Consider the following 23,970-nt stretch of genomic DNA (forward strand, 5'->3'; position numbering starts at 1 on the left):
CCCTTCATACCTGTCTGCAAGGGCCGAACCCTCGGCCCTTGCCTCACGCCGCCGACGGCACGAAAACGCCGCGAAAGCGCATGTTGCCAGAAGCGAGCCGCTCATAAGCCTCCGTGGCTTGATCCAGCGTGAAAGTCTCGACCATCGGCTTCACTTTGCCTTTCGCCGCCAGGTTCAGCACTTCACTCAGGTATTGCTGCCCGCCATGGGTGGAGCCGATCACCCGCTGACGCATCATATGGAACGGCACACCTTCGGAAGAGATCGCGAACGGTTTGCTGAAATCCAGCCCGCACAGCACGACGCGACCATCGACCCGCAAGCCACTCATCGCCTCCTGTGCGGAGTCGAAGTCATTGGTGGTCACCAGCAGGATGTCCGCGCCGCCGCTCTCCCGCAGCGCCTGGCCGGAAACGAAGATGCGATCGGCGCCCAGTTGCTTCGCCAGCGCATGTTTGTCCGGTGAATGGGTGATCGCCACCGTGTCGAAACCACAGGCTTTGGAGAGCTGCAACGCGACATGTCCCAGCCCGCCGATGCCCAACACCGCGACCGTTTCATGCGGTTGTGGCGCAGCATCACGCAGCCCGCTCCAGGTGGTATAGCCTGCGCACATCATCGGTGCGGCATCGATGTAGGACAACCCATCCGGCAATAACACCGTGCCTTCGGCGGCGATGGCGATATATTCGGCGTGACCGCCCTGGGCAGAAAAACCGGTGGTACGCGGTGCCGGGCAGTTCATCGCCGTTTGCCCGGTCAGCGGCCGGCTCTCGCGGCAATACGGGCAACGGCCGCAGGACGATTGTACCCAGGTGGTGCCGACGCGATCGCCAATCTGCCGCGTATGCACGCCGGCGCCCACCTCAACCACTTCCCCTACCACTTCATGACCGGGCGTTTGCGGGTAAATATCGCCGCCATATCCTTGCGTCGCCCATACGTCGGTATAGCACATGCCCGAGGCGTGCACTTTGACCAGAACCTGACCCGGCTCCGCACGGGGCATCGGCACCAGCTTAACTTCCCAGGGCCGGTTGGCGCCGGTCATAACCACCGCTTTCATCTTCTTTTCCATCATTAACGCCTCGCTGCATTGTGGCGCCCGGCGATTGCCCGGCGTCTCCTCATGAGCGTAAGGCAGGCTCTACGCCACAACAATGCAGGCAAACCTCACTGTAGAGATGAATACGGCTCACTAATAGGCGCAGCCAAAAGCAGAACGCGCACGCATCAGGACTGCGCCGCGCGCAAATACCCGATCAACGCCTTCAGCGCGCCCGAAACGTGGCGATGGCCGGAGTAGTAGAGGCACAATCCCGGATAAGCCGGACACCATGCGTCCAGCGCACGCTCCAGGCGCCCGTCGTGCAGCGCTTCAAGCGCCAAATGTTCAGGCACGAAAGCAATACCGATACCGTCAATGGCGGCGTCCACCATCAGAGGCTGATCGGTCAGCGTGAGCGAGCCGGTCACGCCGATCGACTCGCTCACGCCATCGCGTTCGAATTCCCAGCGGTAAATCGTGCCGCTGTCGAAGCGAAAGCGGATGCAGTTATGGTGCAGCAGATCCTGTGGCGTTGCCGGGCGGCCGCGGGCAGCAAAATAGCCAGGCGCGGCAATGACGATGAAACGCACAGGCGGGCTGACGCGCATCGCGATCATGTCCTGCGGCACGGCTTCCGCCAGCCGGATGCCGGCATCAAACCCCTCGGCAACGATATCGCTCAGCTTCCCGTCGCAGACGATGTCCAGATGGATATGGGGGTGTTCGCGCAGGAAACCGGCCAGCAACGGACGCAACACCAGCCTGACCGCGCCTTCGCTGGCATTGATGCGCACCGTGCCGCTGGGCGTGGCGCGCCATTCATCCACTTCGTGCAACGCTTGCGAAATGGACGACAGCGCCGGACGCAACTGTTCCGCCAGGCGCTCACCTGCTTCGGTCGGCGCCACGCTCCGCGTGGTGCGGTTGAGCAGCCTGACGCCGAGCCGTCGCTCCAGAGCCTTTATCGAGTGGCTGACCGCCGACGGCGTCACTTCCAGTTCCACCGCCGCCGCGTGAAAGCTGCGATGGGTGGCGACGGCCAGAAAAACGGTCAAGGCGAACAGATCGCCCTGTTTGAACGGGTAAGCAGCATTCATGGGGGCATCGCAAAATAGTGACATAAATTGAACAATCAACATGCCACAGATGAATGCGGCTCACAATGCGGCGCAATCCACGTTTTCCCCGCGCAGCAAACCCGGCATGACCAGCGCCACCGCCGCCGCGATGCGCTCGTCGATCGCGCTGCCCGGCGGCAACAGCCCCAGCGTCATCTGCCGCAGCGGTTCGGCGATGGTCATCGCCAACAAGAGATCGCTGGTTTGCGCCCAGTCTCGCTCACGCAGCCACCCGCACTGCCGCTGGCGCTGCAGCCAGTCCGCCACCGTCGCCCGGCCGCGCTGAATGCCGTTGCGCTGATAGCTGTCCAGCAGCCCCTCGCGCCCCGGAAACTCGCTTTGCAGCAGCCGAAACATGCCCACCGCTTCGGCGCTCAGTACCTGCTGCGCGATGGCCTTCAGCCCTTTTTCCAACAGTGGCGCCACCGCCGCCCGCTGCCTGGCATCCTGGGCGAAGGCCGGCTGAAACGCCTCGGTCCAGCCGCTTACCGCCTGCGCTACCAGCTCATCGCGGTTGGCGGCAAAGCGATACAGGGTTTTTTTAGCCACCCCGGCGCGTTTCGCCACCGCATCCACCGTTACTGCGGCATAGCCGCCGTCGAGCAGCAGCGCCAACGTCGCCTGGACCAGCGCCGCGCGCAGCGCCGTTTCCGGCGTGGCCGGCCGGCCGCGCGCGCGCAGCGGTTCTTCATTCGGGTTCGCCATATTTATTCCTCACAAGCGTTGACAGACTCAGCATAGCGGCATAGCCTTATTTTGGAAACGAAATTCGTTTCCAAAATTAAACAGGAACCCATTATGACACATCCTTCCCTGCTGGCGTCGTGGGGCGTCAACGATATCAACGAGTTGCTCAGACCAGAACCGCTACGGCTGGAGATGGGGCTGAGCCGCAGCGCCGACGGCCTGCTGACCGTGGCGGTTCGTACCGATCTGCACGGCTGCAAAGGGCGCATGCTGGACTGGTGGTTCACCTTCTTCGAGACGACTCAGCACATCAACTGGTGGCACCCGCACGATCACGTCGAACACCGTGGCTGGGATCGCCACTGGAAAAAGGGGGAAAGCTACATCGGCGCCAGCATCGAAGCGGTCGAATGGCTGGCGGAGCTGCCGCCGGTCGCGGCGCGCCTCAAGTTTCACGCCGCCGAGGACTTCTTCGCGCCGCAGCCGCTGCGCCAGGCGCGCGACGCGCAGGCGCTCTCCGCCGCCGTTTGCGCGCGCATCGGCTTCGGCGACCAGGTGGCGCTGGATGACAACGGCGATCCCTGCGACGGCGAGATGCTGCACCTGGTGCGCGACACGCCCTATGGTTGCGTGCTACGCAGTCGCTTCCTGCTGGGTAAAGCCTGCGCCAACGCCCACGACGAGCTGCCAGATGACATCGGCTTTAACCTGATGCGCCACTGCTACAACGAGTTCAGCTATCTGGCGCAGTTCCTGCCGTCGCTGTACTACACCGAAAACGGTCGCGAACCTGCGCCGTTGCTCTGGTAAGCCGCCAGCGGGGCCTGTTATTTTTTCGCGATGCCGCTATAGTGATTTTCATCGCCATTCCCGCGTTTATGACGGAGAACTCATGGAAAACCCCTGCTATAGCGGCGGCTGCCTGTGCGGGCATATTCGCTTTCAGGCACGCGGCCTGCCTGGCAATCCGCACAGCTGTTCCTGCGATTTTTGCCGCCGCCACTCCGGCGCACCGACGCTCTGCTGGGTCGAATTTCCGCGTCAGGCCGTCGAGTGGAACGGCCTGGGCGGCATACCGGCCCTGTACCGCTCATCGCCCTATTCCAGCCGCGCCTTTTGTCCGCGCTGCGGCAGCACGCTGGGGGCGATCGACGACGAACCGACGGTGGCGCTGGCCACCGGCAGCTTCGATCGCGCCGACCTGCCGGAGCTGCGCCCGACCTCACATGCGTTCGCCGATGTTTGCCCCGAATGGTGGCGTATCGACGGCATGCGCTGAGCGCCTCACAGTTCCCGCTGAAATCAATTGATTGTTTTGTCGTATAAATTTAGAACTGACGGACAATAATTCAAAAGTATGGGAACGGGGATGAATCAACAGACTCTCGACGCGCGCCGCTCGCGTCAGGCGTTGCTGGCCGGCTCGGTTGGCAACTTTATCGAATGGTATGAGTTCGGGGTGTACGGGTTCTTGGCCACCGTTATCGCCGCCAATTTTTTCACGCTGCAGGGTGAAAACGAAATCACCAGCCTGATCCTCACCTACGCCGCCTTCGCGCTGGCGTTTTTCTGTCGTCCGATCGGTGCGGTGATCTTCGGCCGCATCGGCGATCGCATCGGCCGTCGCCCGACGCTGATTGCGGTTCTGCTATTGATGACGCTGGCCACCGCGCTGATCGGCGTTATGCCGACCTATGCCTCGATCGGCGTCGCCGCCCCGCTGCTGCTGACGCTGCTGCGCATGTTTCAGGGGCTGTTCGCCGGCGGCGAATTCGGCGGCGCCGTGTCGCTGATGACCGAGTTCGCTCCGAAGGGCAAGCGCGGGCTGTTCGGCGCCTGGCAATCGCTGACCGTCGCGCTCGGCCTGCTGGCCGGGGCTGGACTGGTGGCGCTGCTGGCCGCGCTGCTGAGCGCGCAGCAACTGCATGACTGGGGCTGGCGCATTCCCTTCCTGCTGGCGCTGCCGATGGGCGCCGTGGCGCTGTGGTTGCGGCTCAAGCTCGAGGAAACGCCCACGTTTACCCAGGCGCAGCGCGTCGCGGAGCACAGCGCCATACCGCAGGAGGCGAGATTGAGCGGCGTGGCGAAAACCATTCTGATCGGCATCGGCCGCATGATGGGCTGGTCGGCCGCCGGCTATACCTTCCTGGTGGTGATGCCTTCCTATTTGCAAACCTCATTGCACGCCACCTTCCAGCAGGCGCTGGTGGCGACGGTGTTGGCCAACGTCGGCTTCGCCCTGACCATTCTGCCGGCGGGCATCATCAGCGACAAACTGGGGCGTAAAACGGTGATGCTGACGGCGGTGGCGGCGGTGATCCTGTTCACCTTCCCACTGCTGCACCTGTTGCAGGATGCGCAGAGTTCACTGTGGGCCAAAGGGCTGGCGGTCATGATCGCCGGTGCCGTGGTCGGCCTGCTGGCCGGCCCCGGCCCGGCGATGCTGGCGGAGATGTTCCCGACCCGGGTGCGCTATACCGGCTTGGGGCTGGCTTATTCGCTGTCCAATGCGGTATTTTCCGGCTCGGCCGGGCTGATTATCACCGGCCTCATCAAACAGACCGGTAATATCGACATTCCCGCCTATTACGTGGTCGCCACCTCGGTGGTCAGCCTGTTTGCGCTGATGACGCTGCGCCGCGACGACCATCTGCGCTCGCTGAACGAACGTTAATCCTCCGGGGGCGCATCGCCCCCCTGCCAACGCGTGACTTTGATCACAAGGCACAAATGTTAACGTTAACTTTTGTGATTAACATCGCACGCGTGATATCTGCTAGCTTCACCCCCTCGCGAGTTAACGTTAACAATAGAACTAACTTCACTCACCGGGGCCCTACCCATGAACCGCGAAACTAAAAAATATTACGTGCTGCTCAGCGGCCTGCTGTTCTTCTTTTTCTTCACCTGGTCTTCCAGCTTTTCACTGATCTCGCTGTGGCTGAATCAGAAAATCGGCCTGAAAGGCGCCGAGACTGGCCTGATCTTCTCCGCTATCTCGTTGGTAGCGCTGTGCGCCCAGCCGCTGTACGGGTTTATTCAGGACAAACTTGGGCTGCGCAAGCACCTGCTGCAGTTTCTCGGCGTGATGCTGCTGCTGACCGGCCCGTTCTTTATCTACGTTTACGCCCCGCTGCTGGCGAGCAGCCTGCCGCTCGGTGCGCTGGTCGGCGGCGTATTTATCGGCGCCACCTTCTTCGCCGGCATCGGCGCGCTGGAATCTTATACCGAGCGAGTCAGCCGCATCAGCGGTTTCGAATTCGGCCGCGCCCGCATGTGGGGATCGCTCGGCTGGGCCAGCGCCACCTTTTTGGCCGGTTTTATCTTCAATATCGATCCGAACATCAATTTCTGGCTGGCCTCCGCCGCCGCCGTGGTATTCCTGTTGCTGCTCAGTCAGGTGCGCGAGCTGAAGCCGAACGCCATGGCCGGCCTGGCGTTCGGCAAACCGGAAAATCTGCGGCTGCAGGACGCGCTGGCGCTGCTGCGTATGCCAGGCTTCTGGGCGCTGGTGGTGTTTGTGCTCGGTATCAGCGTGTACAACGTGTTCGATCAGCAATTTTCGGTCTACTTCGCCTCGCAGTTCGCTTCTCGCGAACAGGGCAACGAGATGTACGGCTTCCTCAACTCGCTGCAGGTCTTCCTCGAAGCCGGCGGCATGTTCCTGGCACCGCTGCTGGTGAACCGCATCGGCGCCAAACAGGGGTTGCTGCTGGCCGGTGGCGTGATGGCGCTGCGCATGTTCGGCTCAGGCTTGGTCAGCGGCGCATTGATGATCTCCGCCATGAAACTGCTGCACGCCGTAGAGTTGCCGATCCTGCTGATCGCTATCTTCAAATACATCGCCAGCCGCTTCGACAGTCGCCTCTCCTCAACGCTTTACCTGGTGGGCTTTCAGTTCATCACCCAGGTGATGGCCAGCTTCCTGTCGCCGCTGGCGGGCTACGGTTATGACCGCATCGGCTTTGCCGACACCTATCTGCTGATGGGGTGCGCGGTCGCCGCCACGACGCTTGTCTCCTGTTTCCTGCTGCGCGGCGAACGTTCCGCCAGCGCAACCCCCTTTCAATCCGCCATTAAATCAAGTGAGTCTGTCCAATGAACACTGCCTTAGCTCGAGCCGACCATGCGGTCGAAGCCCTGCGCGCAGAGCGCCGAGACGATTACTACCCGCTGTTCCATCTCGCGCCGCCCGCCGGCTGGATCAACGATCCCAACGGCCTGATCTGTATTGACGGCGTCTATCATGCCTTCTTCCAGCATCACCCCTACAGCGAGCACTGGGGCCCCATGCACTGGGGACACGCGACCAGCCGCGATCTGATCCGCTGGCAGCACCAGCCCATCGCCCTGGCGCCCGATGCGCCCTATGACAAAGACGGTTGCTTTTCCGGCTGCGCCGTGGATGACAACGGCGTGCTGACGCTGATTTACACCGGCCACGTGTGGCTGGGCGAGCCCGGCGACGACAGCCAGGTGCGGGAAGTGCAATGTCTGGCCACCAGCGAAGACGGCATACGCTTCGTCAAGCACGGGCCGGTGCTGGCCGCGCCGGACGGCATTCAGCATTTCCGCGATCCGAAAGTCTGGCGCGAGAACGGCGAATGGTGGCTGGTGGTCGGTGCCAAAGAAAACGGCCTGGGCCAGGTGCGCCTGTACCGTTCTGCAGATCTGCGCGCCTGGCGCTTCGATCGGGTGCTGGCCGGCGCGCAGGCGGCGCATCAAGGGTATATGTGGGAATGCCCGGATTTCTTCCCGCTGGGGGAACAACACCTGTTGTTGTTCTCACCGCAGGGGCTGGCGGCACAGGGCTACCGCTACCGCAATCGCTTCCAGAGCGGCTATCTGCTCGGCCACTGGCGGCCTGACAGCGACTTTAGGGTGACCCAACCCTTCTGTGAGCTGGATGCCGGCCACGATTTCTATGCGCCGCAGACCTTCACCGCCGCCGACGGCCGTCGGCTGCTGTTTGCCTGGATGGATATGTGGGAATCCCCAATGCCCAGCAAAGCGCACCGCTGGGCCGGCGCCCTCACCCTGCCGCGTGAGCTGACGCTGGCCGCCGACGGCAGCGTCCGCATGAACCCGGCGCGTGAACTGACGGCGCTGCGCCGAGAATCGCACACCTTTTTGGCACAGACGCTGACCAATCAGCATCTGCCGCTGGCGGACGACGTGCAGGAACTCACCCTGACGTTGAGACCGGCCGACAACGACGCCGAGCGCTACGGGCTGGCCATCGGGAGTGCGGCGCGGCTGTTCGTCGACAATCAGGCGCACAGGCTGGTGCTGGAACGTTTTCATGACACCCCCGCCCTGTGCACCTGCCGCAGCGTGCCGCTGCCAGAAGGTGACAGCCTGTCGCTACGGATCTTCATTGATCGCTCATCGCTGGAGATCTTCGTCAATCAGGGGCAGGCCTGCCTGACCAGCCGAATTTATCCGACGGCGGGCGATCGCCGCCTCAGTCTGTTCGCCGAAGGCGGCCGGGCACAGTTTGAGCCCATCATGGGATGGCAGTTGGCAAGCCTCTGGGGATAATGGGCATGAGCACCGGGCGCGCAGCGACGCACCCGGTGCGCTTACAGCGAACCACGCTCCAACAGCGGGCAAGGCACTTTCACCGTCTCACGCTGCTCCCGCTGCTCAATCACATGCAGCGCCGCAAGGCGGCCCAGCTCGTAATGCGGCAACTGCACCGTCGTCAATGCCGGCAGGAACAGCTCACCGGTGCCGACCATATTGTCGTAACCCAGCACCGCCACCTGTTGCGGTATCCGCCATCCTTGCGCCAGCAAGACCTGATACACCAGAAAGGCTATCCGATCGTTTCCGCACACCACGACATCGCAATCACGCCGTCCTGCAGAGAAATGCCGCTCCAGCAGCGCGACGCAGTCGCGATAGCTTTGATCGCCGCCGCTCAGATCGAGATGATACTGCCGCAGTTGTTCAACATCGCGCCCCGCTTCGCGCCAGGCGCGTTCCAGACCGCGACGGCGCAGGCCCGCCGCCAGCGTATCCGCCGGTAAATGAATGCACAGTGGCGCGCGATAGCCTTTGGCGATCAGCGTGCGCGTGGCGTCATACTGCCCTTGCTCGTCATCAGGAATGTAGCTGGCGATCGAATGTGCCGGACTGACGCAGTTGGCCAGCACCAGCTTTTTGTCCAGCAGTTTGGCCGGCAATGTCACCTTGCGCAGCCCCATCGTGGTGAAGATCACCCCATCCGGACGATGCGCCAGCAGCAGATCGACGGTCTGTTCGGCGTTGTCGTCGGCGAACAGGTTGACGACGAAGCTGTTCCAGCCTCGCTCGCGCGCGGTTTTCTCAATCGACAGGATCATTTCCACCGAGAACGGCGTCGTGGCAGTGTCCAGTGCCAGCACGCCGAGCGTCTGCACGCGATTTCCGTCACCGCGAATACGCCGCGCCGACAGATCCGGCACGTAGTCCAACTGGTCGATAGCCTGTTTGACGCGGCGGTAGGTTTCCGGCCGCAGCTTGCCGGGTTCATTGATGGCGCGGGACACCGTCATCAACGAGACTCCGGCAAGTTTTGCGACGTCTTTCAGCGAAGCCATGCGCCCTTCTTTATGATTAATGGGGAAAAGTGAATAATCCCATAACCGGGCGCAGGACTCTACTCTGCATTAGCAGGCTGTGATGTTCGCCCACAGGAGAGCGCCGTCGGCCGTCAGCGGTGCCACTTCGCCGCCCGCCGCCTGCGCCGCCCACCAGACGCCCTCGCGCGCCTGCAGTTCGCCGCCCTCCGGCAGCGACCAAACTCCGCTCAGCACATACAGCACGCCTGCCCGATTGGGCGGCAGGGTGACGGGCACCGTGCTGCGCCGCACCTCGGCCGCCTGCCGGCCGCGGCGCGTCATGATATTGAAATCCTGACTGGCGCCGCCCAGCAGCGTCGCTTCCAGCGCCACGTCGCCGGAAAAGGCGAACGGTTCCCCGACGCGAGCCAATTGATGGTCGATATGCCCGGCGCTGAACAGCCGCACGCCGTCGCCTTCCAGCAGCGTGATCGAACGATCGATGCCCGCAAAGGCGGAAAACGGCCCGTCCTGCGCGATGGTGGCGATGCTGGCGCGCCAGTCAAAATCCTGCGCGCCCGGCGGCCAGCTGACGATTTCACGGGTTTCCCCACCGCCGTTGCGCCACGGGCTGACCGGCAGCGCGGCGAAGTCAAAACGGGTCAGGCTCATTACGCCTCCTGCTGGAAGGTTTTCAGCACCTGCAGGAACTCGGCGCTGCTCTGCTGCTGCAGCGCGTGCCGCCCCTGCTCAATCACCTGCCGCCCGCCGACGAACACGTCGCGAATTTGCTCTTTGCCGCCGGCGAACAGCCAGCGGTTGAGGATCGAGGCGTCCGGCGCCGCCGCCAGATACGGGTCGTCGCCGTCCAGCACCAGCCAGTCGGCGCGATAGCCGCTCTGCAACCGGCCGATCGGCGCGCCACACGCCTGCGCACCGCCCTGCAGCGCCTGCAGGTACAGCACATCGCCCACCGCCGACTGTTCCGGCGTCGTCAGACGGTTGCGGCGCTGATCGCGCAGCCGCTGGCCGTATTCGAACCAGCGCAGCTCTTCCACCACGTTGAGCGAAACGTGGCTATCGGAACCGATGCCCCAGCGCCCCTGCTGCTGCAGGTAAGCGTCGCCGGGGAAAATGCCGTCGCCGAGGTTGGCTTCGGTGGTCAGGCACAGGCCGGCCACCGCGCGGCTGCGCGCCAGCGCTTCCAGCTCATCGCGATCCAGGTGGGTGGCATGCACCAGACACCAGCGCTGATCGACCGGCAGATGGTCATACAGCCAGGCCACCGGGCGCTGCCCGCTCCACGCCAGGCAGTCGTTCACCTCTTTTTGCTGCTCGGCGATATGAATATGCACCGGCAAGGTACGATCCGACGCGGCCAAAATCTGCTGCATCTGGCCCAGCTCCACCGCACGCAGCGAATGGAAGCACAGCCCCTGATTCTGCAACGGACGATCCGCCAACTGGTGGGCAATCACCTGCTGCTGGTGCAGATAGCTTTCGGTATCCTGGATAAAACGCTTCTGCCCCGGCTGTGCCGGCTGTGCGCCGAAACCGGCGTAGCTGTACAGCACCGGCAGCATCGTCATACCGATGCCTGCCTGATGCGCGGCCTCGCTGAGGCGGCCGGTCATTTCACCGCGATCGGCGTAAGGTTTGCCGTCGGTGTCGTGATGCAGGTAATGGAATTCGGCCACCTGGGTGTATCCGCCCTTGAGCATTTCGATATACAGTTGACGGGCGACCACCTCCACCTGCTCCGGCGTCAGACGCTGCACCAGGCGGTACATCAGATCGCGCCAAGTCCAGAAGCTGTCCTGCGGGTTGCCCGCCACTTCCGCCAGCCCGGCCATCGCGCGCTGGAAAGCGTGGGAATGCAGGTTCGGCATGCCCGGCACCGCGTCGCCGTGCAGCCGGATGCAGCCTTGCGGTTCAGCGTCGGCGGTAACTTGAGTCAGATAACCTTGCGCATCGACGTCCAGCCGGACGTTATGCGCCCAGCCCTCAGGGAGCAAAGCGCGTGGGGCAAAATAAGCAGGCATGGCAGTATTCCACTGTTGGTGTAACGGCGAATGAGGCGCGGCGATGGCGCGCATTCAGGAATTTTTGGCGGTCGCCGGCAAGTTTCTGGCGCGACGGCCACTAGTTGTATATACATATACATACGCCGACATCAACAGTAAACTGGTGTTATTATTTTTTTATTTGACGAGGTTAACGTCGTGGCTGAACAACAGACCGTGTTAAAACTGGCGGCTGCAATGAGCGATGCCCCCGCCCCGATCTACCAACGGGTCAAACAGGCGATCGTGAATCAAATTCGTGCGGGGCACTGGCAACCGCACCAGCGCGTGCCCTCCGAAAGTGAACTGGTGGCGGAACTGGGCGTCAGCCGCATGACCATCAACCGCGCACTGCGCGAGCTGACCAGCGAAGGTTTTTTGATTCGCATGCAGGGCGTCGGCACCTTCGTCGCCGAAGCCAAAGCGCATACCGCGCTGCTGGAAGTGCACAATATCGCCGATGAGATCGCCGCGCGCGGTCATCGCCACAGCAGCAAGATCCTCGAGCTGAAGGCCCGCCCGGCCAGCGAGGAAGAGGCGACGGCGCTGGGCATTCACCCCGGCCAACGGCTGTTCTACTCGCAGATCGTGCATTACGAAAACGACGTGCCGGTGCAGGTGGAAGACCGCTGCGTCAACCCGCTGGTGGCACCGGATTACCTGAAGCAGGATTTCGATCGCGTCACGCCATACACCTATCTGACGCAGGCTGCGCCGCTGACCGCCGGCGAACACATCGTCGAAGCGGTGATCCCCACTCGGCGCGAGCGCGAGCTGCTGCAGCTGGAAGACCACGAACCCGGTCTGCTGATCCATCGCCGCACCTGGTCCGGCAAAACCGTGGTGACCTCGGCCCGGCTGCTGTACCCCGGCAGCCGTTATCAACTGTTCGGCCGCTTCACCAGCGAAGTCTGATCCCCGGCGGGCGCGCCCTGCGCCCGCATCTCCGCTGTCGATCACATCCTGATAACAAAATCTCTCCCGCCTCTTGTGACATCCCGGTGAATGCGTTAGGTTGTTTTTAATTGTATATACAACCATGTGGGAGCTGCGGCTCCGGCGGAGGAAAGCAATGACGTCTGAGATTCACTGTGACAGCCTGTGGCACGGCGCCGATATCGTCACCATGCGCGACGGCAACTATCACACCCTGACCGACGGCGCGATCGCCGTGCGCGACGGCAAGATCGTCTGGATTGGCGAACATGCGGCGCTGCCGCCCGGCCTGATCGCGGACGAAACGGTGAAATTCGACGGCGGCATCATCACCCCCGGCTTTGTTGACTGCCACACGCACCTGGTGTTTGGCGGCAACCGCAGCGGCGAGTTCGAACAGCGTCTGAACGGCGTGAGCTACGCCGACATCGCCGCGCAGGGCGGCGGCATCATTTCCACCGTGAAAGCCACCCGCGAGGCCGACGAAGCGCTGCTGCTGGAGCAGGCGCTGTTCCGCCTGCGGCCGCTGCTGGCGGAAGGCGTCACCTGCGTGGAGATCAAATCCGGTTACGGCCTCAGCCCGGAGAGCGAACTGAAGATGCTGCGGGTGGCGCGCAAGTTGGGCGAGCTGCTGCCGGTCGAGGTGAAAACCACCTGTCTGGCGGCCCATGCGCTGCCGCCGGAATACGCCAACCGCGCCGACGACTACATCAATCTGGTCTGCGATACCATCATCCCGCAGGCGGCCGCCGCCGGCCTGGCGGATGCGGTTGACGCCTTCTGCGAACATCTGGCGTTCTCACCGGCGCAGGTGGAGCGAGTCTTCGCCGCCGCCGAAGCCGCCGGTTTGCCGGTCAAGCTGCACGCCGAGCAACTCTCCGCCCTCGGCGGCAGCACGCTGGCGGCGCGACATCACGCGCTTTCCGCCGACCATCTCGAATACGCCACCGAGCAAGATGCCCGCGCCATGGGCGACGCCGACACCGTTGCGGTGCTGCTACCCGGCGCCTATTACCTGCTGCGCGAAACCCAGTGCCCGCCGGTGGAGCTGTTCCGCAAGCACCGCGTGGCGATGGCGATCGCCAGCGACGCCAACCCCGGCACCTCGCCGGCGCTGTCGCTGCGCCTGATGATCAACATGGCCTGCACGCTGTTCCGCCTGACGCCGGAAGAAGCGTTGGCGGGCGTTACCACCCACGCCGCCAAAGCGCTGGGGCTGCAACACAGCCACGGCACGCTGGAAACCGGCAAGGTGGCGGACTTCGTTCACTGGCCGCTGTCGCGGCCGGCGGAACTGGCTTATTGGTTGGGCGGTCAGCTGCCCTGTACGGTGATTTTCCGAGGAGAAGTACGTCAATGACCATTCGCGATCCTTTTAGCTTCCAGAGCGGCAGCCTGCCGCTGCTGATCAGCATCCCACACGCCGGCACGCAACTGACGCCGGCGGTCGAGGCCGGGCTGACCGACGACGCCCGCCCGCTGCCCGATACCGACTGGCACATTCCGCAGCTGTACGACTTCGCACGGGCGATGGGTGCCAGCGTGCTGGTCGGCAACTATTCGCGCTTCGTCATCGATCTGAACCGCCCGGCGGACGACAAGCCGCTGTACACCACCGCCACCACCGGCCTGTATCCCGACGTGCTGTTCGACGGCCGTCCAAGCTTCCTGCCGGGCAAAGCGCCGACGGACGCAGAACGCGCCGGCTATCTGCAGCAAATTTGGCAACCTTATCATCAGCAGCTGCAGGACGAGCTGGCGCGCCTCAAAGTGCGGCACGGCTATGCGCTGCTGTTCGACGCGCACTCCATCGCCTCGGTGATCCCGCGGCTGTTCGATGGCCAACTGCCGGATCTCAATCTCGGCACCAACGGCGGCGAAAGCTGCGCCCAGGCGCTGAGCGATCGGCTGGTCGCCTGTTGCGAGCAGCAACAGCAGTACACCCACGTGCTGAACGGCCGCTTCAAGGGCGGTTACATCACCCGCGCCTACGGGCAACCACAGCAGCAACAGCATGCGATCCAGCTTGAGCTGGCGCAGATGAACTACATGTCCGAACAGTATCCTTACGCGTTCGAACCGCAGCGCGCCGCCTCGCTGCAGCGACTGCTCAAGCAGATGATTGAAGGCCTGTTGGACGGCGCCGCCAGACTCAACTGATCCCCTCTGCAGGCGCCGCCCGGCGCCTGTTTCTCTCCCTGCCTTTAACCGCAACGTCAGCCGCAATCTGCGCGCTATATCAAAGTTTCGTGTGATTCCTCACTGACTGGTCTAAACAGCGCACAAAACAGCGGCCGACGAAAAACGCACTGCGCCACAATCAGCCGAAAAGCCCGCGCTCATCGTCAGCGCCGGGCGGCGTGTGGCCGAGCTGGCCCGTTTCGAACCATCACTCTGGAGGCCCTATGTCTGTAACACCGTTAAACTGGCGCGCTGCCGGTGCCCTCGCCGAACAATTGCTGGCCGGCTGGCAACAGCGTGGCGAACCCGGCGGCGCCATCACCCTGTTTGACGCCGAACAACTCCGCGCCACCGCCTGCGCCGGCCTGGCCGATCTGGCGCAGAATACCCCCTTCACCGCCGACAGCGTGGTGCGCTACGCCTCCGTGACCAAACATATCTTCGCCGCGCTGGCGCTGAACGCCACCGGCCGCGCCATTCAACTCGATCAGCGCCTGGGCGAACTGCTGCCCGCCCTGCAGCCTGCGCTGGCGGACGTCACCGTCGGCCAGGCGCTGGACATGACCGGCGGCCTGCCCGACGTGCGCGAGACGCTCGGTTTGCTCGGCATCTCGCTGCACGCCGTCAGCGAGGCGCAGCCGGTGATGCAGTTTATCGAAGGGCTGGAGAAGTTGAACTACGAAGCCGGCAGCGAGATCGCCTACAGCAATACCGGTTATCGGCTGCTGGAGGCCGCGCTGCACGGCAAAGGGTATGATTTCGACCAACTGGTGCAACGGCACATCGCCCGGCCGCTGCAGGTGCAGATGCAAGCGCCGGAAAGCTGGTTCGACGTGGTGCCGGGGTTGGTGCCGGGTTACTGGCGTGCGCCGCAGGGCTGGCAACACGCCAGCGCCGGCCTGCACCTTTCCGCCTCCGGCAGCCTGACCGGCAGCCTTCACGCCCTCACCCGCTGGCTGCAAACGCTGCTGGCCGACGAGGGCCCCGGCCAGGGCGTGCTGGCGCAACTCGGCGCCCCGCGCCGCCTCAATCAGGGCCAGCTCAGCGCTTATGGCCTGGGTCTGGCGCAAACCCCGCTGGGCCACCACCGCTTGCTCGGGCACGGCGGTTCCCACGCCGGTTACAAAACCTATTTCCTGCTGGCGCCCGATCGCCAGGTCGGCGTCGCGCTGGTGGCCAACCGCGAAGACTGCGACAGTTTCGGTATGGCTTTGCAGGTGATGGCGGCGCTGCTGGGCGAACCCCTGCCACAGCGCAGTGCGGCGATCCCAGACGGCCTTTACGCCACGCTAGCAGAGCCACACTGGCTGGAGGTCAAAGACGGTAACCTGGCTTATCTGGGCAGCGGTGAACCGCTGTATCAGGGCGAGGACGGCTACGCGGTGTCGCTGTCCGCCCATATGCCGATCAAATTGAAGTGGACCGGCGAAGCGGTCGAGGGCGAAGTCGGGCATGTGGCGCGCCGTTTTCTGCCGGTCGCGGCCAACGGCGACTGCCTGAAGCATGTGCAGGGGCTGTGGTATCACCCGCACTATCGCACCGCCTTTGAAATTCGCGGCAATCGGGTGCATATCGGCGTCGGCCCGGCGGCGCAGACCGGGACGCTCAGCCCGCTCGGCCAGGGCCGCATGCTGGTGGAGTGCCAGGACGGCCCGTGGTTAAAACGCTTTTGCCTCTATTTCCGCGGTTACAACGTGGATCTCATCGCCAACCGCAGCCGGATGCTGACCTTCCGCCGCAGCACCGTCGGCCGCGACTGACGCTCAGCCTGCGCTGCCGGTTTTGACAGCCAGCAGCGCATCCGCCAGCCGCCGTTTGTCGGCGGCGCTGAGATTCACCTGATCCACGGACGCCATAAACGCCGCCCGATCCGCCTCGCCAAGTGGGCCGGCACGCAGCCGCTCCGCCAGACGTTGCAATATCTGACTGCTCAACCGCGCAATCTGCGGGCGCACCTGCGCCAACGGGCGAGGCTGCCAACCGGTTTCCGGGCTCGCCAGCCAGTCAGCGCGATAGCGATACTGAATCGCCTTGGCGGCGTCCATCTGCGCGGCGATAAAAGGCCGCACTGACGCCGGCTCCAACCCCAAACGCCCCGCCTCCGCCTGCGCGCTGGCCAACACCTTCGCCTCCTGCGCCAGGTCTTCGATCGGCAAATGCTGCTGCGCCTTGTAACCGGCAACGTCTTTCATCAACGACAGCCGTTGGCTCACCAGTTCGCCGATGGCGGCGGCGCCGTCGGCCAACGCAGGAAAACTGGTCAAACAGCAGGCTATCAATAACGCCCTGAACATGGCGCCTCCCTTATGATGCAGTGAAAACGTAAGGCCCAAAGTTCACCACGTCCGCCCCGCGCTGGCAAATAAAAAGGCCCCGCCGCAGCGAGGCCCGATAACGCTCGACAAACCTTAGTCGAAAACGCCGTTGATGACGGAAGCAACAATTGCGGTGCTGAGCGCGACCAGCACCAGATCGTCGCCGGCGATACGCCACTCATAACCCGGGTACTGCGGCAGATCACGCAGCATCGAGTAAGGCACCACTTTTTTGGCGATGCCCGGTGGCAACGGCTTACCGCGCGCCAGATTCTTGGCGATGCCCGGTGGCAGCGAGCTGTAGCCGGTCAGGCCGTAGTTGCGCGCCAGCGAACGGGCGCGGTCGCGCGCGAGGCTGACGGAAACCAGATTATCGCCGTCTCTATAGCCGCCTTTATCTTTATTGCCGTTGTTGCCGTTGTTGCCATGGTTACCGCTATTACCGTGATTGCCGCTGTTGCCATGGCCATTACCGTTGCCGCCCTTATCGGCCAGAGCCGGAGCGGATGACAACCCCAGCGACGCGATCAGCGCCAACACCGTGAGGGTCGTACGACGTTTGTTCATGTTGTGTATTCCTGCGTGGGTGACGCTATTGACTATAGCGGGCCTTTTCCGGACAAAGTATAAGGAAAACTCCGAGATAACGGCGCGGTTTGACGGCAGACGCGCCAAAATCTTGTTTTAACGCAAAACGCCTCGAAAATGCCGATACTTACCTCAGATTTTTCTTGAAGAAAAATAAGCCTTACGCTAGCGTGGGAAGGTAACAAAAAAGAGTTAGCATGCTCTTTTTCGTCGCACCTCAAATCTTATTCTTATCATCCATAATGATAATAGCGAACACTTCCCGCCTCTCCGTGCGGGATTCTTTTTCCCGCCGCCGTCGCCCCAATCTGGTGCTTTATGTTGAGATTTAGTTGCCGATAATTTACATTCGCTGTCTGAGAAACCTCAACCTCCCGCGGTGGCCAGGCTGGCAACGGGTGGGCGTTCAGGAGCAAAAGACGTGCAAATGACCCTCATGGAATACATCACTCGACACTTTAACGGCGATCTTCATCGGTACGCGCAGTCGGAAGGCGTCAGCCGTGAACAAATCATTAGTTGGATAAATAATGAATGTCACGTGATCAAAGGCAGGCTGTTTATGCCGGTGAAGCATCTCCCGGTCGAACAAGCCCAGTGATGACGAAAAAAAACCCCGCCAGGCGGGGTTTTCTGTTTCTGATAACACGGAAAATCAGAAGTTATAGCCGACCACGAGGTAATAACCCCAACCGGTAGACTTGATCGGGCCCTGCGGGGTGCCGATATCCGCGCCATCCTGCCACTGGCCGCCGTTATGGAAATAACGCGCCACGAAAGAATAGTGCCAGTGATCGTAGTTCAGCGCCAAAATATGGCTGGAGGCGATCGAGTTGCCGGTGCGCACCTGTTTGCCGGTGCCGTCAACCCAATGGCTGTCCTTGCCCAGATCGGAACCGAAGTCAAAGTTGGTGAAGCCGATGTAGCTCAGGTTGCCACCCCACACCTGGGTCAATGGCACGAAGTATTTCACCTTGAAGCGGTAACCGTCCCAGCTGTTCTCGTTGGCAGCCTGGTAGTTTTCCCACTGGTATTTGGCATAGATGTTCATCGACAGGCTCATCGGCAGGCCGGTGTCGATATCGGTGCCCAGACCCATGTACCAGGTGTTTTGACGGCCGTCGGCGTTGTGGCCCAGATCATAGATGTAGTTGTTGGCGAAGTACCACTCTTTGAACGGCCCGAAGCTCAGATCGGTGCCGGTCAGTTTGTCGATGGAGAAGCGCGGTTCAATCTCCATAAACAGCGGGGAACCTTTGTCCCAGATGCCGCGATCCGGGGTGTTGCCCACGCCGAAGAACTTCGGCACGTCAACGTAACCGTAGAAATCGAACCAGTCTTTCTTGGCGAAGGCTTCGTATTCGAGATACACGTCGTTATTCAGCTGCGGCCCGAAGCGAGTGTGGTAGCTGCCCACCACGTTGACGCTCTGGTGCCACCAGTCGGAGACATATTGACTGTCTTTGCTATCAGCCATTGATGATGCACTGTAAGACGCTGCGAGCAGTACACCTGCTGCGAGAGCTATTTTTTTCATTTTATTACCACATGCTTAAAGGGCCATTTCCTGCCCGTTTAGAAAAGATGACAATGAGTCTGCCGACACCTGGCGTTGTCTTCACACAGAAACTCGGATGACGCGCGCATTATAGAAACCACTGACTGTAAGAATCTGTGATCCAGTTACGCATTTCGCGAATAGGTAATCGATTGCGTTCACATTTGTCAAATTATGTTTCATTCAAATTCACATTCGCTGTGATTTTTGTCATGCACATCGATTTTTAGCGCAGTTTTTGAGCCCACTGTCATCAAGGCGTCACCTGCTCGCCATCGTGTTGTGGAAAAGAAAAAGCCGACGCATAAACGTCGGCCTTCATCAAAATCAGCAGAAAATACGCACAGCGAAATCAGTTCACCGCCGGCACTGCCTTGGCGATGTTTTCCTGGCGGAACGCCACCTCTTCACCGTTTTTGACCTCCCAGCTGGCGACCGGAATGTCGGTCTTGGGCGCCGCCGCAACGACCGAACCATAAATCAGCTTGTCGTCGCGGCGCAAAATATAAACGTCGAGCTGATATTCATGCCGCAGATTCGCCGTGGTCAGGCGCACGGTATCGCCGCGCTCATAGTGATGCACGTCGATTTCGGGTTGTTGAATAAATTGAATGTCGCTTCTCATCGTCGTCGTTCCTTCAGGCAACATGGCTAGTTAAATTCTAGTTCAACATTGCGCCGACGGCGGATAATTTCCGTTAATTTCCGCGAGTTGCCCGCCAGCAGATCAACGAGCCGAGGGTAACCATCGCCACGCCCTGCCAGAAATTGGCGGTCAGCGAGGTGTGCAAGACCAGCGCGGCGAACACCGCAGACAGCACCGGAGTGAAATAAGAGACGGTCGCCAGCAGCGTCATATTGCCGTGCAGAATGCCGACGTTCCAGGCGGCATACCCTGCCCCCATCGCCACCCCGGCGCACAGCAGCGTCACGGTCACGCCGGCGCTGAACTGCATGCCGCTTTCCGCGCTGAAGGCATATTTAAGCCATAGCGCCAGCGCGGTCAGCACGATGAACAGCACCACACCGTTGCTGCCCTGGGCGATCCTCTTGGTCAGGTTGCAGTACAGCGCCCAGATCACCGCGCCGCTGAAGGCCAGCCCGTAGCTGAGCGGATTGCTGCGCACGTTGGCCAGCATCTGCGCCGGTGACCAGCCGCCCTCACCGCTCATGATCCAGCCGATGCCGAACAGCGACAGCAGCAGCCCCGGCAGCAGCCACCATTTGGCCTTTTGGCCGTTGAGCGCCAGCGCCATCAGCACGGTGAAACAGGGCCACAAGTAGTTGATCATGCCCACTTCTATCGCCTGCAGGCGGGTGTTGGCGTAGCCGAGCGACAGCGACAGGCAGATCTCGTAGCTGACGAACAGCAGGCTGCCGACGATGAGATAAGGCCGCGGAAAGCTGCGCCATTTCGGCACGCCGAGCGCCACCAGCAAAAACACCGCGCTGACGCTGTAGATCATCGCCGCGCCGCCGATGGGCCCCAGCCCTTCGCTGACGCTGCGGATCAGGCCGACGACGCTGCTCCACAGCAAAATGGCCAACAAACCGAACAGCGTGGCGCGGGTACGCGAGGGCAAAGCGGGCATAAGGCGGGTCCAATGGGTTATTTTTTATCAGGTTTTTCACTCTACTGCCGCACGCGCCAAAAAGAAAGGCGGGAAACTCCCGCCTGTGAATTTATTGCTGCGGCTGCCGCTCGAACTGCGGCGGCGGCTGGCGAAAACGCCGGGTCAGCCAGGCCAAATAGCCAAAGCCCAGCATCGCCCAGATAAGCCCCATGGTCAACGAGCTCTTCTCCAGGTTCAGCCACAGCACCCCCACCGTCAGCGCCCCCACCAGCGGCAGGAGCAGGAAGTTGAAGCGATCCTTCCAGCTTTTGTTGCGACCTTCGCGAATGAAGAAGTGGCTGATCACCGACAGGTTGACGAAGGTAAAGGCCACCAACGCGCCGAAGTTGATCAGCGCCGTGGCGGTCACCAGATCGAACGACAGCGCAGACAGTGCCACCAGCCCGACCATCAGCACGTTGAGCGCCGGCGTGCGCCATTTGGGGTGGATGTAGCCGAAGAATTTCTCCGGGAACACGTTGTCGCGCCCCATCACGTACAGCAGGCGCGACACGCTGGCGTGCGACGCCAGGCCGGAGGCCAGCGTGTTGATGAAGGTCACGCACAGGAAGATCGACTGGAACAGCTTGCCGCCGACGTACAGCGCGATCTCCGGCAGCGCGGCGTCGGGCTGGTGGAAGCGTTGAATGGACGGGAAAAACAGCTGAATGAAGAACGACACGCTGATAAAGATCACCCCGCCGTACAGCGCGGTCAGGAAGATGGCGCGCGGGATCACCTTGGCGGCATCGGGCGTCTCTTCGCACAGCGTAGTCACCGCGTCAAAACCGAGGAACGAAAAACACAGGATAGTCGCGCCGGTAATGATCGGCAGCAGGTGCGCATTCTCGCTGAGGAACGGCCGCAGGCTCCACACCGTGCCCATCCCCTCGCCGTTGTGCAGGCCGCGCACCACCAGATAGATGAACACCAGAATGATCGCCACCTGCGCCAATACGAACAGGGTATTGAAGTTGGCCACCAAATTGACGCTTTTCAGGTTGATGGCGGTGATCAGGATAACGAAGCCCACCACCCACACCCAGGGCGGCACTTCCGGGAACAGCGCGGTCAGGTAAATCTTCGCCAGCAGCGTGTTGATCATCGGCAGGAACAGATAATCGAGCAGCGATGACCACCCCACCAGAAAACCGACGTGCGGGTTAATCGCCTTCTGCGCATAGGTGTAGGCGGAGCCGGCGGTAGGAAACTGGCGCACCAGTTTGCCGTAGCTGATGGCAGTGAACAGCACGCCGGCCAGCGCCAACAGATAGGAGGTCGGCACATGGCCGTCGGTGAGACCGGAGACGATGCCGAAGGTATCGAACACCGTCATCGGCGTCAGATAGGCCAGGCCCATCATCACCACCTGCCACAGCTTGAGGGATTTGCGCAGCTGCGGTTTGCCCGCAGGGCCGCCGTCGATGGCTTTAATCGTCATGGCATTTCCCCTCTTGGTCCTCTGCTGTCAACCGTGCAACGTCATCCAGAGAGGCCGCGGGGAAACTGCTGCTCAGGCGGCGGGAAAAACGGGTTGGGAACACTGTCGGGCGGCCGGCGACCGGCCCGTAGGCACTGCGGCACAGGCAAACGTCTGCGCAGGGGAATGACTGAGTCATGGTTATTTCCTCGTCGGCGTCCTGTACGCCGTGATAGAAGAAATTCAGTACCGCAGCGCGCAGCCTCACCGGCCACAGGAGAGCCGATGAAATGCGCCGGACGCGCGCGGTCGTCGCAGGGTGAGCGGGATCAGGCGTTTTTCAGCATCCACTCGATTTCGGTTTCGGTGATCAGGCGCTCGAACTGCACCAGCTCATCGGTTTTGCAGGCCAGATAGACGTGGCTGAAGCGTTCGCCCAGCAATGCATTGAGCACCGGCTGATGTTCGAACTCGTACAGCGCGTCGCTCTGGCGGATCGGGAACGGCAGCCCGTCCTGCTCCAGCCCGTTGCCGGTCACCGGCTCAGGCAGCGGCAGCGCGGTTTCCAGGCCGTAGACGATACCGGCCAGAATGGTCGCCATCACCAGATAAGGGTTGGCGTCGGCGCCCGCCACACGGTACTCCACGCGGTGGTTGTCGCGATCGCCGCAGGGAATGCGCAGCGCCACGGTGCGGTTGTTATGCCCCCAGGAGGCCTGGGTCGGCACATACATGCCGGGCTGGAAGCGGCGGTAGGCGTTGACGTTCGGCGCCAGCAGCGCCATCGAAGACGGCATCAGGGCGATCATGCCCGCCAGCGCCTGTTTCAGCAGCGCCGAGTCTTCGCCGTCGTCGTCGGCGAACACGTTGTTGCCCTGCGCGTTCAGCATGCTGATGTGCACGTGCATGCCGCTGCCGGCATGCTCCTCATACGGCTTGGCCATAAAGGTCGCCTGCATGTTGTGGTTCTCGGCCACCATGCGCACCAGCCGCTTCAGCGCCAGCGCGTGATCGCAGGCCTGCAGCACGTCGTCGGTATGGTGCAGGTTGACCTCGAACTGCCCCGGCGACGCCTCCGCCACCGCGCCGTCCGCCGGAATGCCCTGCAAACGCGCCAGTTCGTCGATCTCACTCAGCACGTCGGCGAAATGGTTCAGGTTATCGACGGAATACACCTGGCTTTGGGTGTTGCGCTCTTGCGTGCCCGGCGCGCACGGCGGCTGCAGATAGCCCTCCGCGTCGCGTTGACGATCGATGAGATAGAACTCCAACTCTACCGCTACCACGGGGGAAAGCCCGCGCTGACGCAAACGCTGCCACACTCGGTTCAGCACATTGCGCGGTTCAACGTCAAAGGGAGTGCCATCTTCATCCAGCATGGTGAGCAGCACCTGCGCAATATATTGCGGGTCCGCCGCCGACGGTGTCAGCGTGCCCGGCACCGGCACGCATACGTGATCCGGCTCACCCAGCTCCTGCCCCAACCCGGCCTCTTCGACGACGTTGCCGAGAATATCCATCGCAAATACCGACGCCGGGAAGTAACACCCCTTCTCCAGCTTATTCAGGCCGCCGACCGGGATGCGTTTGCCGCGGAAGCTGCCGTTCAGATCGGTCAACAGTACGTCGACATGTTGGGTTAACGGATAACGTTCCAGGTACTTCTTCACTTCGCGCTGAAACGCGCTACTTCGTCTCTCTTCACTGTGCTGAACAAAGTTTTCCACTTCTACGATGTTGGTCTGCATGGTTCACCCGCCGTTTGTGTTTTGCTGTCGTCGATGTTTATTGACCGTATTGTTCAATATAATGCCCACAAATGAAACGTAGATGAAACAAATTTGTTTTGCAAGTGTTACTTTTGGTTTGAATATTGCCCAATCGACTGCTAGATTTAT

23 protein-coding genes are annotated in these 23,970 nt (G+C 61.9%); 10 read left to right on the forward strand and 13 right to left on the reverse strand.

Annotated features, from left to right (window positions below; translation table 11 throughout):
- Window positions 1-43 precede the first annotated feature (43 nt).
- The 3 genes from ACYF6X_RS09895 to ACYF6X_RS09905 form a co-directional block, all read right to left on the reverse strand.
- Window positions 44-1,066 carry an alcohol dehydrogenase catalytic domain-containing protein gene (locus ACYF6X_RS09895; protein WP_107226999.1) on the reverse strand — a complete coding sequence of 341 codons (1,023 nt, stop codon included), beginning with the start codon at window positions 1,064-1,066 and terminating at the stop codon, window positions 44-46.
- A 167-nt stretch (window positions 1,067-1,233) separates the two neighbouring features.
- Window positions 1,234-2,145 carry a LysR family transcriptional regulator gene (locus ACYF6X_RS09900; protein ID WP_130017959.1) on the reverse strand — a complete coding sequence of 304 codons (912 nt, stop codon included), beginning with the start codon at window positions 2,143-2,145 and terminating at the stop codon, window positions 1,234-1,236.
- 60 nt (window positions 2,146-2,205) lie between these two features.
- Window positions 2,206-2,871: a TetR/AcrR family transcriptional regulator gene (locus ACYF6X_RS09905; RefSeq protein ID WP_130017958.1), complete on the reverse strand. Its 666-nt coding sequence runs from the start codon at window positions 2,869-2,871 to the stop codon at window positions 2,206-2,208.
- Between the two features lie 93 nt (window positions 2,872-2,964).
- Between ACYF6X_RS09905 and ACYF6X_RS09910 the strand changes: the two genes are divergently transcribed.
- The 5 genes from ACYF6X_RS09910 to ACYF6X_RS09930 all read left to right on the forward strand — a co-directional run bounded on the left by ACYF6X_RS09910 (window position 2,965) and on the right by ACYF6X_RS09930 (window position 8,394).
- Entirely contained in the window at window positions 2,965-3,663 is a 699-nt protein-coding gene (locus ACYF6X_RS09910) for a DAPG hydrolase family protein (protein WP_130017957.1), read from the forward strand.
- A gap of 82 nt (window positions 3,664-3,745) precedes the next feature.
- Entirely contained in the window at window positions 3,746-4,132 is a 387-nt protein-coding gene (locus ACYF6X_RS09915) for a GFA family protein (RefSeq protein WP_063989645.1), read from the forward strand.
- Window positions 4,133-4,222: 90 nt separating this feature from the next.
- The gene (locus ACYF6X_RS09920; RefSeq protein WP_063989644.1) at window positions 4,223-5,527 is read left to right on the forward strand and encodes an MFS transporter; all 1,305 of its coding nucleotides are present in this window, start codon (window positions 4,223-4,225) and stop codon (window positions 5,525-5,527) included.
- Window positions 5,528-5,695: 168 nt separating this feature from the next.
- The gene (locus ACYF6X_RS09925; protein ID WP_055312294.1) at window positions 5,696-6,955 is read left to right on the forward strand and encodes an MFS transporter; all 1,260 of its coding nucleotides are present in this window, start codon (window positions 5,696-5,698) and stop codon (window positions 6,953-6,955) included.
- Window positions 6,952-8,394, forward strand: a complete 1,443-nt coding sequence (locus ACYF6X_RS09930; RefSeq protein WP_130017956.1) for a glycoside hydrolase family 32 protein — start codon at window positions 6,952-6,954, stop codon at window positions 8,392-8,394. Before ACYF6X_RS09925 ends, ACYF6X_RS09930 begins: the two co-directional genes overlap by 4 nt.
- Before the next feature lie 41 nt (window positions 8,395-8,435).
- Here ACYF6X_RS09930 and ACYF6X_RS09935 read toward each other — a convergent pair whose 3' ends face one another.
- The 3 genes from ACYF6X_RS09935 to ACYF6X_RS09945 all read right to left on the reverse strand — a co-directional run bounded on the left by ACYF6X_RS09935 (window position 8,436) and on the right by ACYF6X_RS09945 (window position 11,440).
- Complete coding sequence (locus ACYF6X_RS09935) at window positions 8,436-9,437, reverse strand: LacI family DNA-binding transcriptional regulator (protein ID WP_130017955.1); 1,002 nt, start codon at window positions 9,435-9,437, stop codon at window positions 8,436-8,438.
- 69 nt (window positions 9,438-9,506) lie between these two features.
- The gene (locus tag ACYF6X_RS09940) at window positions 9,507-10,070 is read right to left on the reverse strand and encodes a HutD/Ves family protein (RefSeq protein WP_130017954.1); all 564 of its coding nucleotides are present in this window, start codon (window positions 10,068-10,070) and stop codon (window positions 9,507-9,509) included.
- Window positions 10,070-11,440, reverse strand: coding sequence for a formimidoylglutamate deiminase (locus ACYF6X_RS09945; protein ID WP_130017953.1), 1,371 nt, complete (start codon window positions 11,438-11,440; stop codon window positions 10,070-10,072). The genes ACYF6X_RS09940 and ACYF6X_RS09945 overlap by 1 nt, the downstream gene beginning before the upstream one ends.
- A 180-nt stretch (window positions 11,441-11,620) precedes the next feature.
- Here ACYF6X_RS09945 and hutC point away from each other — a divergent pair, with 180 nt between their 5' ends.
- The 4 genes from hutC to ACYF6X_RS09965 all read left to right on the forward strand — a co-directional run bounded on the left by hutC (window position 11,621) and on the right by ACYF6X_RS09965 (window position 16,338).
- Entirely contained in the window at window positions 11,621-12,376 is a 756-nt protein-coding gene (hutC, locus tag ACYF6X_RS09950; protein ID WP_460925584.1) for a histidine utilization repressor, read from the forward strand.
- Between the two features lie 157 nt (window positions 12,377-12,533).
- Window positions 12,534-13,757: an imidazolonepropionase gene (gene hutI, locus ACYF6X_RS09955; protein ID WP_130017952.1), complete on the forward strand. Its 1,224-nt coding sequence runs from the start codon at window positions 12,534-12,536 to the stop codon at window positions 13,755-13,757.
- Complete coding sequence (gene hutG / locus ACYF6X_RS09960) at window positions 13,754-14,557, forward strand: N-formylglutamate deformylase (RefSeq protein ID WP_130017951.1); 804 nt, start codon at window positions 13,754-13,756, stop codon at window positions 14,555-14,557. The genes hutI and hutG overlap by 4 nt, the downstream gene beginning before the upstream one ends.
- A 245-nt stretch (window positions 14,558-14,802) precedes the next feature.
- On the forward strand, window positions 14,803-16,338 hold the full coding sequence (locus tag ACYF6X_RS09965; RefSeq protein ID WP_107226911.1) for a serine hydrolase domain-containing protein: 1,536 nt from the start codon (window positions 14,803-14,805) through the stop codon (window positions 16,336-16,338).
- Between the two features lie 3 nt (window positions 16,339-16,341).
- Here the strand turns inward: ACYF6X_RS09965 and ACYF6X_RS09970 are convergent, their stop codons facing one another.
- Window positions 16,342-16,872: a chorismate mutase gene (locus ACYF6X_RS09970; RefSeq protein ID WP_107226912.1), complete on the reverse strand. Its 531-nt coding sequence runs from the start codon at window positions 16,870-16,872 to the stop codon at window positions 16,342-16,344.
- A 114-nt stretch (window positions 16,873-16,986) separates the two neighbouring features.
- Complete coding sequence (locus tag ACYF6X_RS09975; protein ID WP_130017950.1) at window positions 16,987-17,460, reverse strand: anti-virulence regulator CigR family protein; 474 nt, start codon at window positions 17,458-17,460, stop codon at window positions 16,987-16,989.
- A gap of 442 nt (window positions 17,461-17,902) precedes the next feature.
- Here ACYF6X_RS09975 and ACYF6X_RS09980 point away from each other — a divergent pair, with 442 nt between their 5' ends.
- The gene (locus tag ACYF6X_RS09980) at window positions 17,903-18,082 is read left to right on the forward strand and encodes a hypothetical protein (protein WP_025160261.1); all 180 of its coding nucleotides are present in this window, start codon (window positions 17,903-17,905) and stop codon (window positions 18,080-18,082) included.
- 54 nt (window positions 18,083-18,136) lie between these two features.
- Here ACYF6X_RS09980 and ACYF6X_RS09985 read toward each other — a convergent pair whose 3' ends face one another.
- The 5 genes from ACYF6X_RS09985 to ACYF6X_RS10005 all read right to left on the reverse strand — a co-directional run bounded on the left by ACYF6X_RS09985 (window position 18,137) and on the right by ACYF6X_RS10005 (window position 23,820).
- A complete protein-coding gene (locus tag ACYF6X_RS09985) occupies window positions 18,137-19,018 on the reverse strand; it encodes a nucleoside-specific channel-forming protein Tsx (protein ID WP_049272741.1) in 882 nt (293 codons plus the stop codon).
- A gap of 373 nt (window positions 19,019-19,391) precedes the next feature.
- Entirely contained in the window at window positions 19,392-19,664 is a 273-nt protein-coding gene (locus ACYF6X_RS09990; RefSeq protein ID WP_004941292.1) for a hypothetical protein, read from the reverse strand.
- 73 nt (window positions 19,665-19,737) lie between these two features.
- The gene (gene yddG, locus ACYF6X_RS09995) at window positions 19,738-20,631 is read right to left on the reverse strand and encodes an aromatic amino acid DMT transporter YddG (protein ID WP_130017949.1); all 894 of its coding nucleotides are present in this window, start codon (window positions 20,629-20,631) and stop codon (window positions 19,738-19,740) included.
- A gap of 91 nt (window positions 20,632-20,722) precedes the next feature.
- Window positions 20,723-22,093, reverse strand: a complete 1,371-nt coding sequence (locus ACYF6X_RS10000) for an APC family permease (RefSeq protein WP_130017948.1) — start codon at window positions 22,091-22,093, stop codon at window positions 20,723-20,725.
- 308 nt (window positions 22,094-22,401) lie between these two features.
- Window positions 22,402-23,820, reverse strand: a complete 1,419-nt coding sequence (locus ACYF6X_RS10005; RefSeq protein WP_025302553.1) for a glutamine synthetase family protein — start codon at window positions 23,818-23,820, stop codon at window positions 22,402-22,404.
- Window positions 23,821-23,970 lie beyond the last annotated feature (150 nt).

It is taken from the genome of Serratia sp. ID 25-353 (assembly GCF_054792795.1).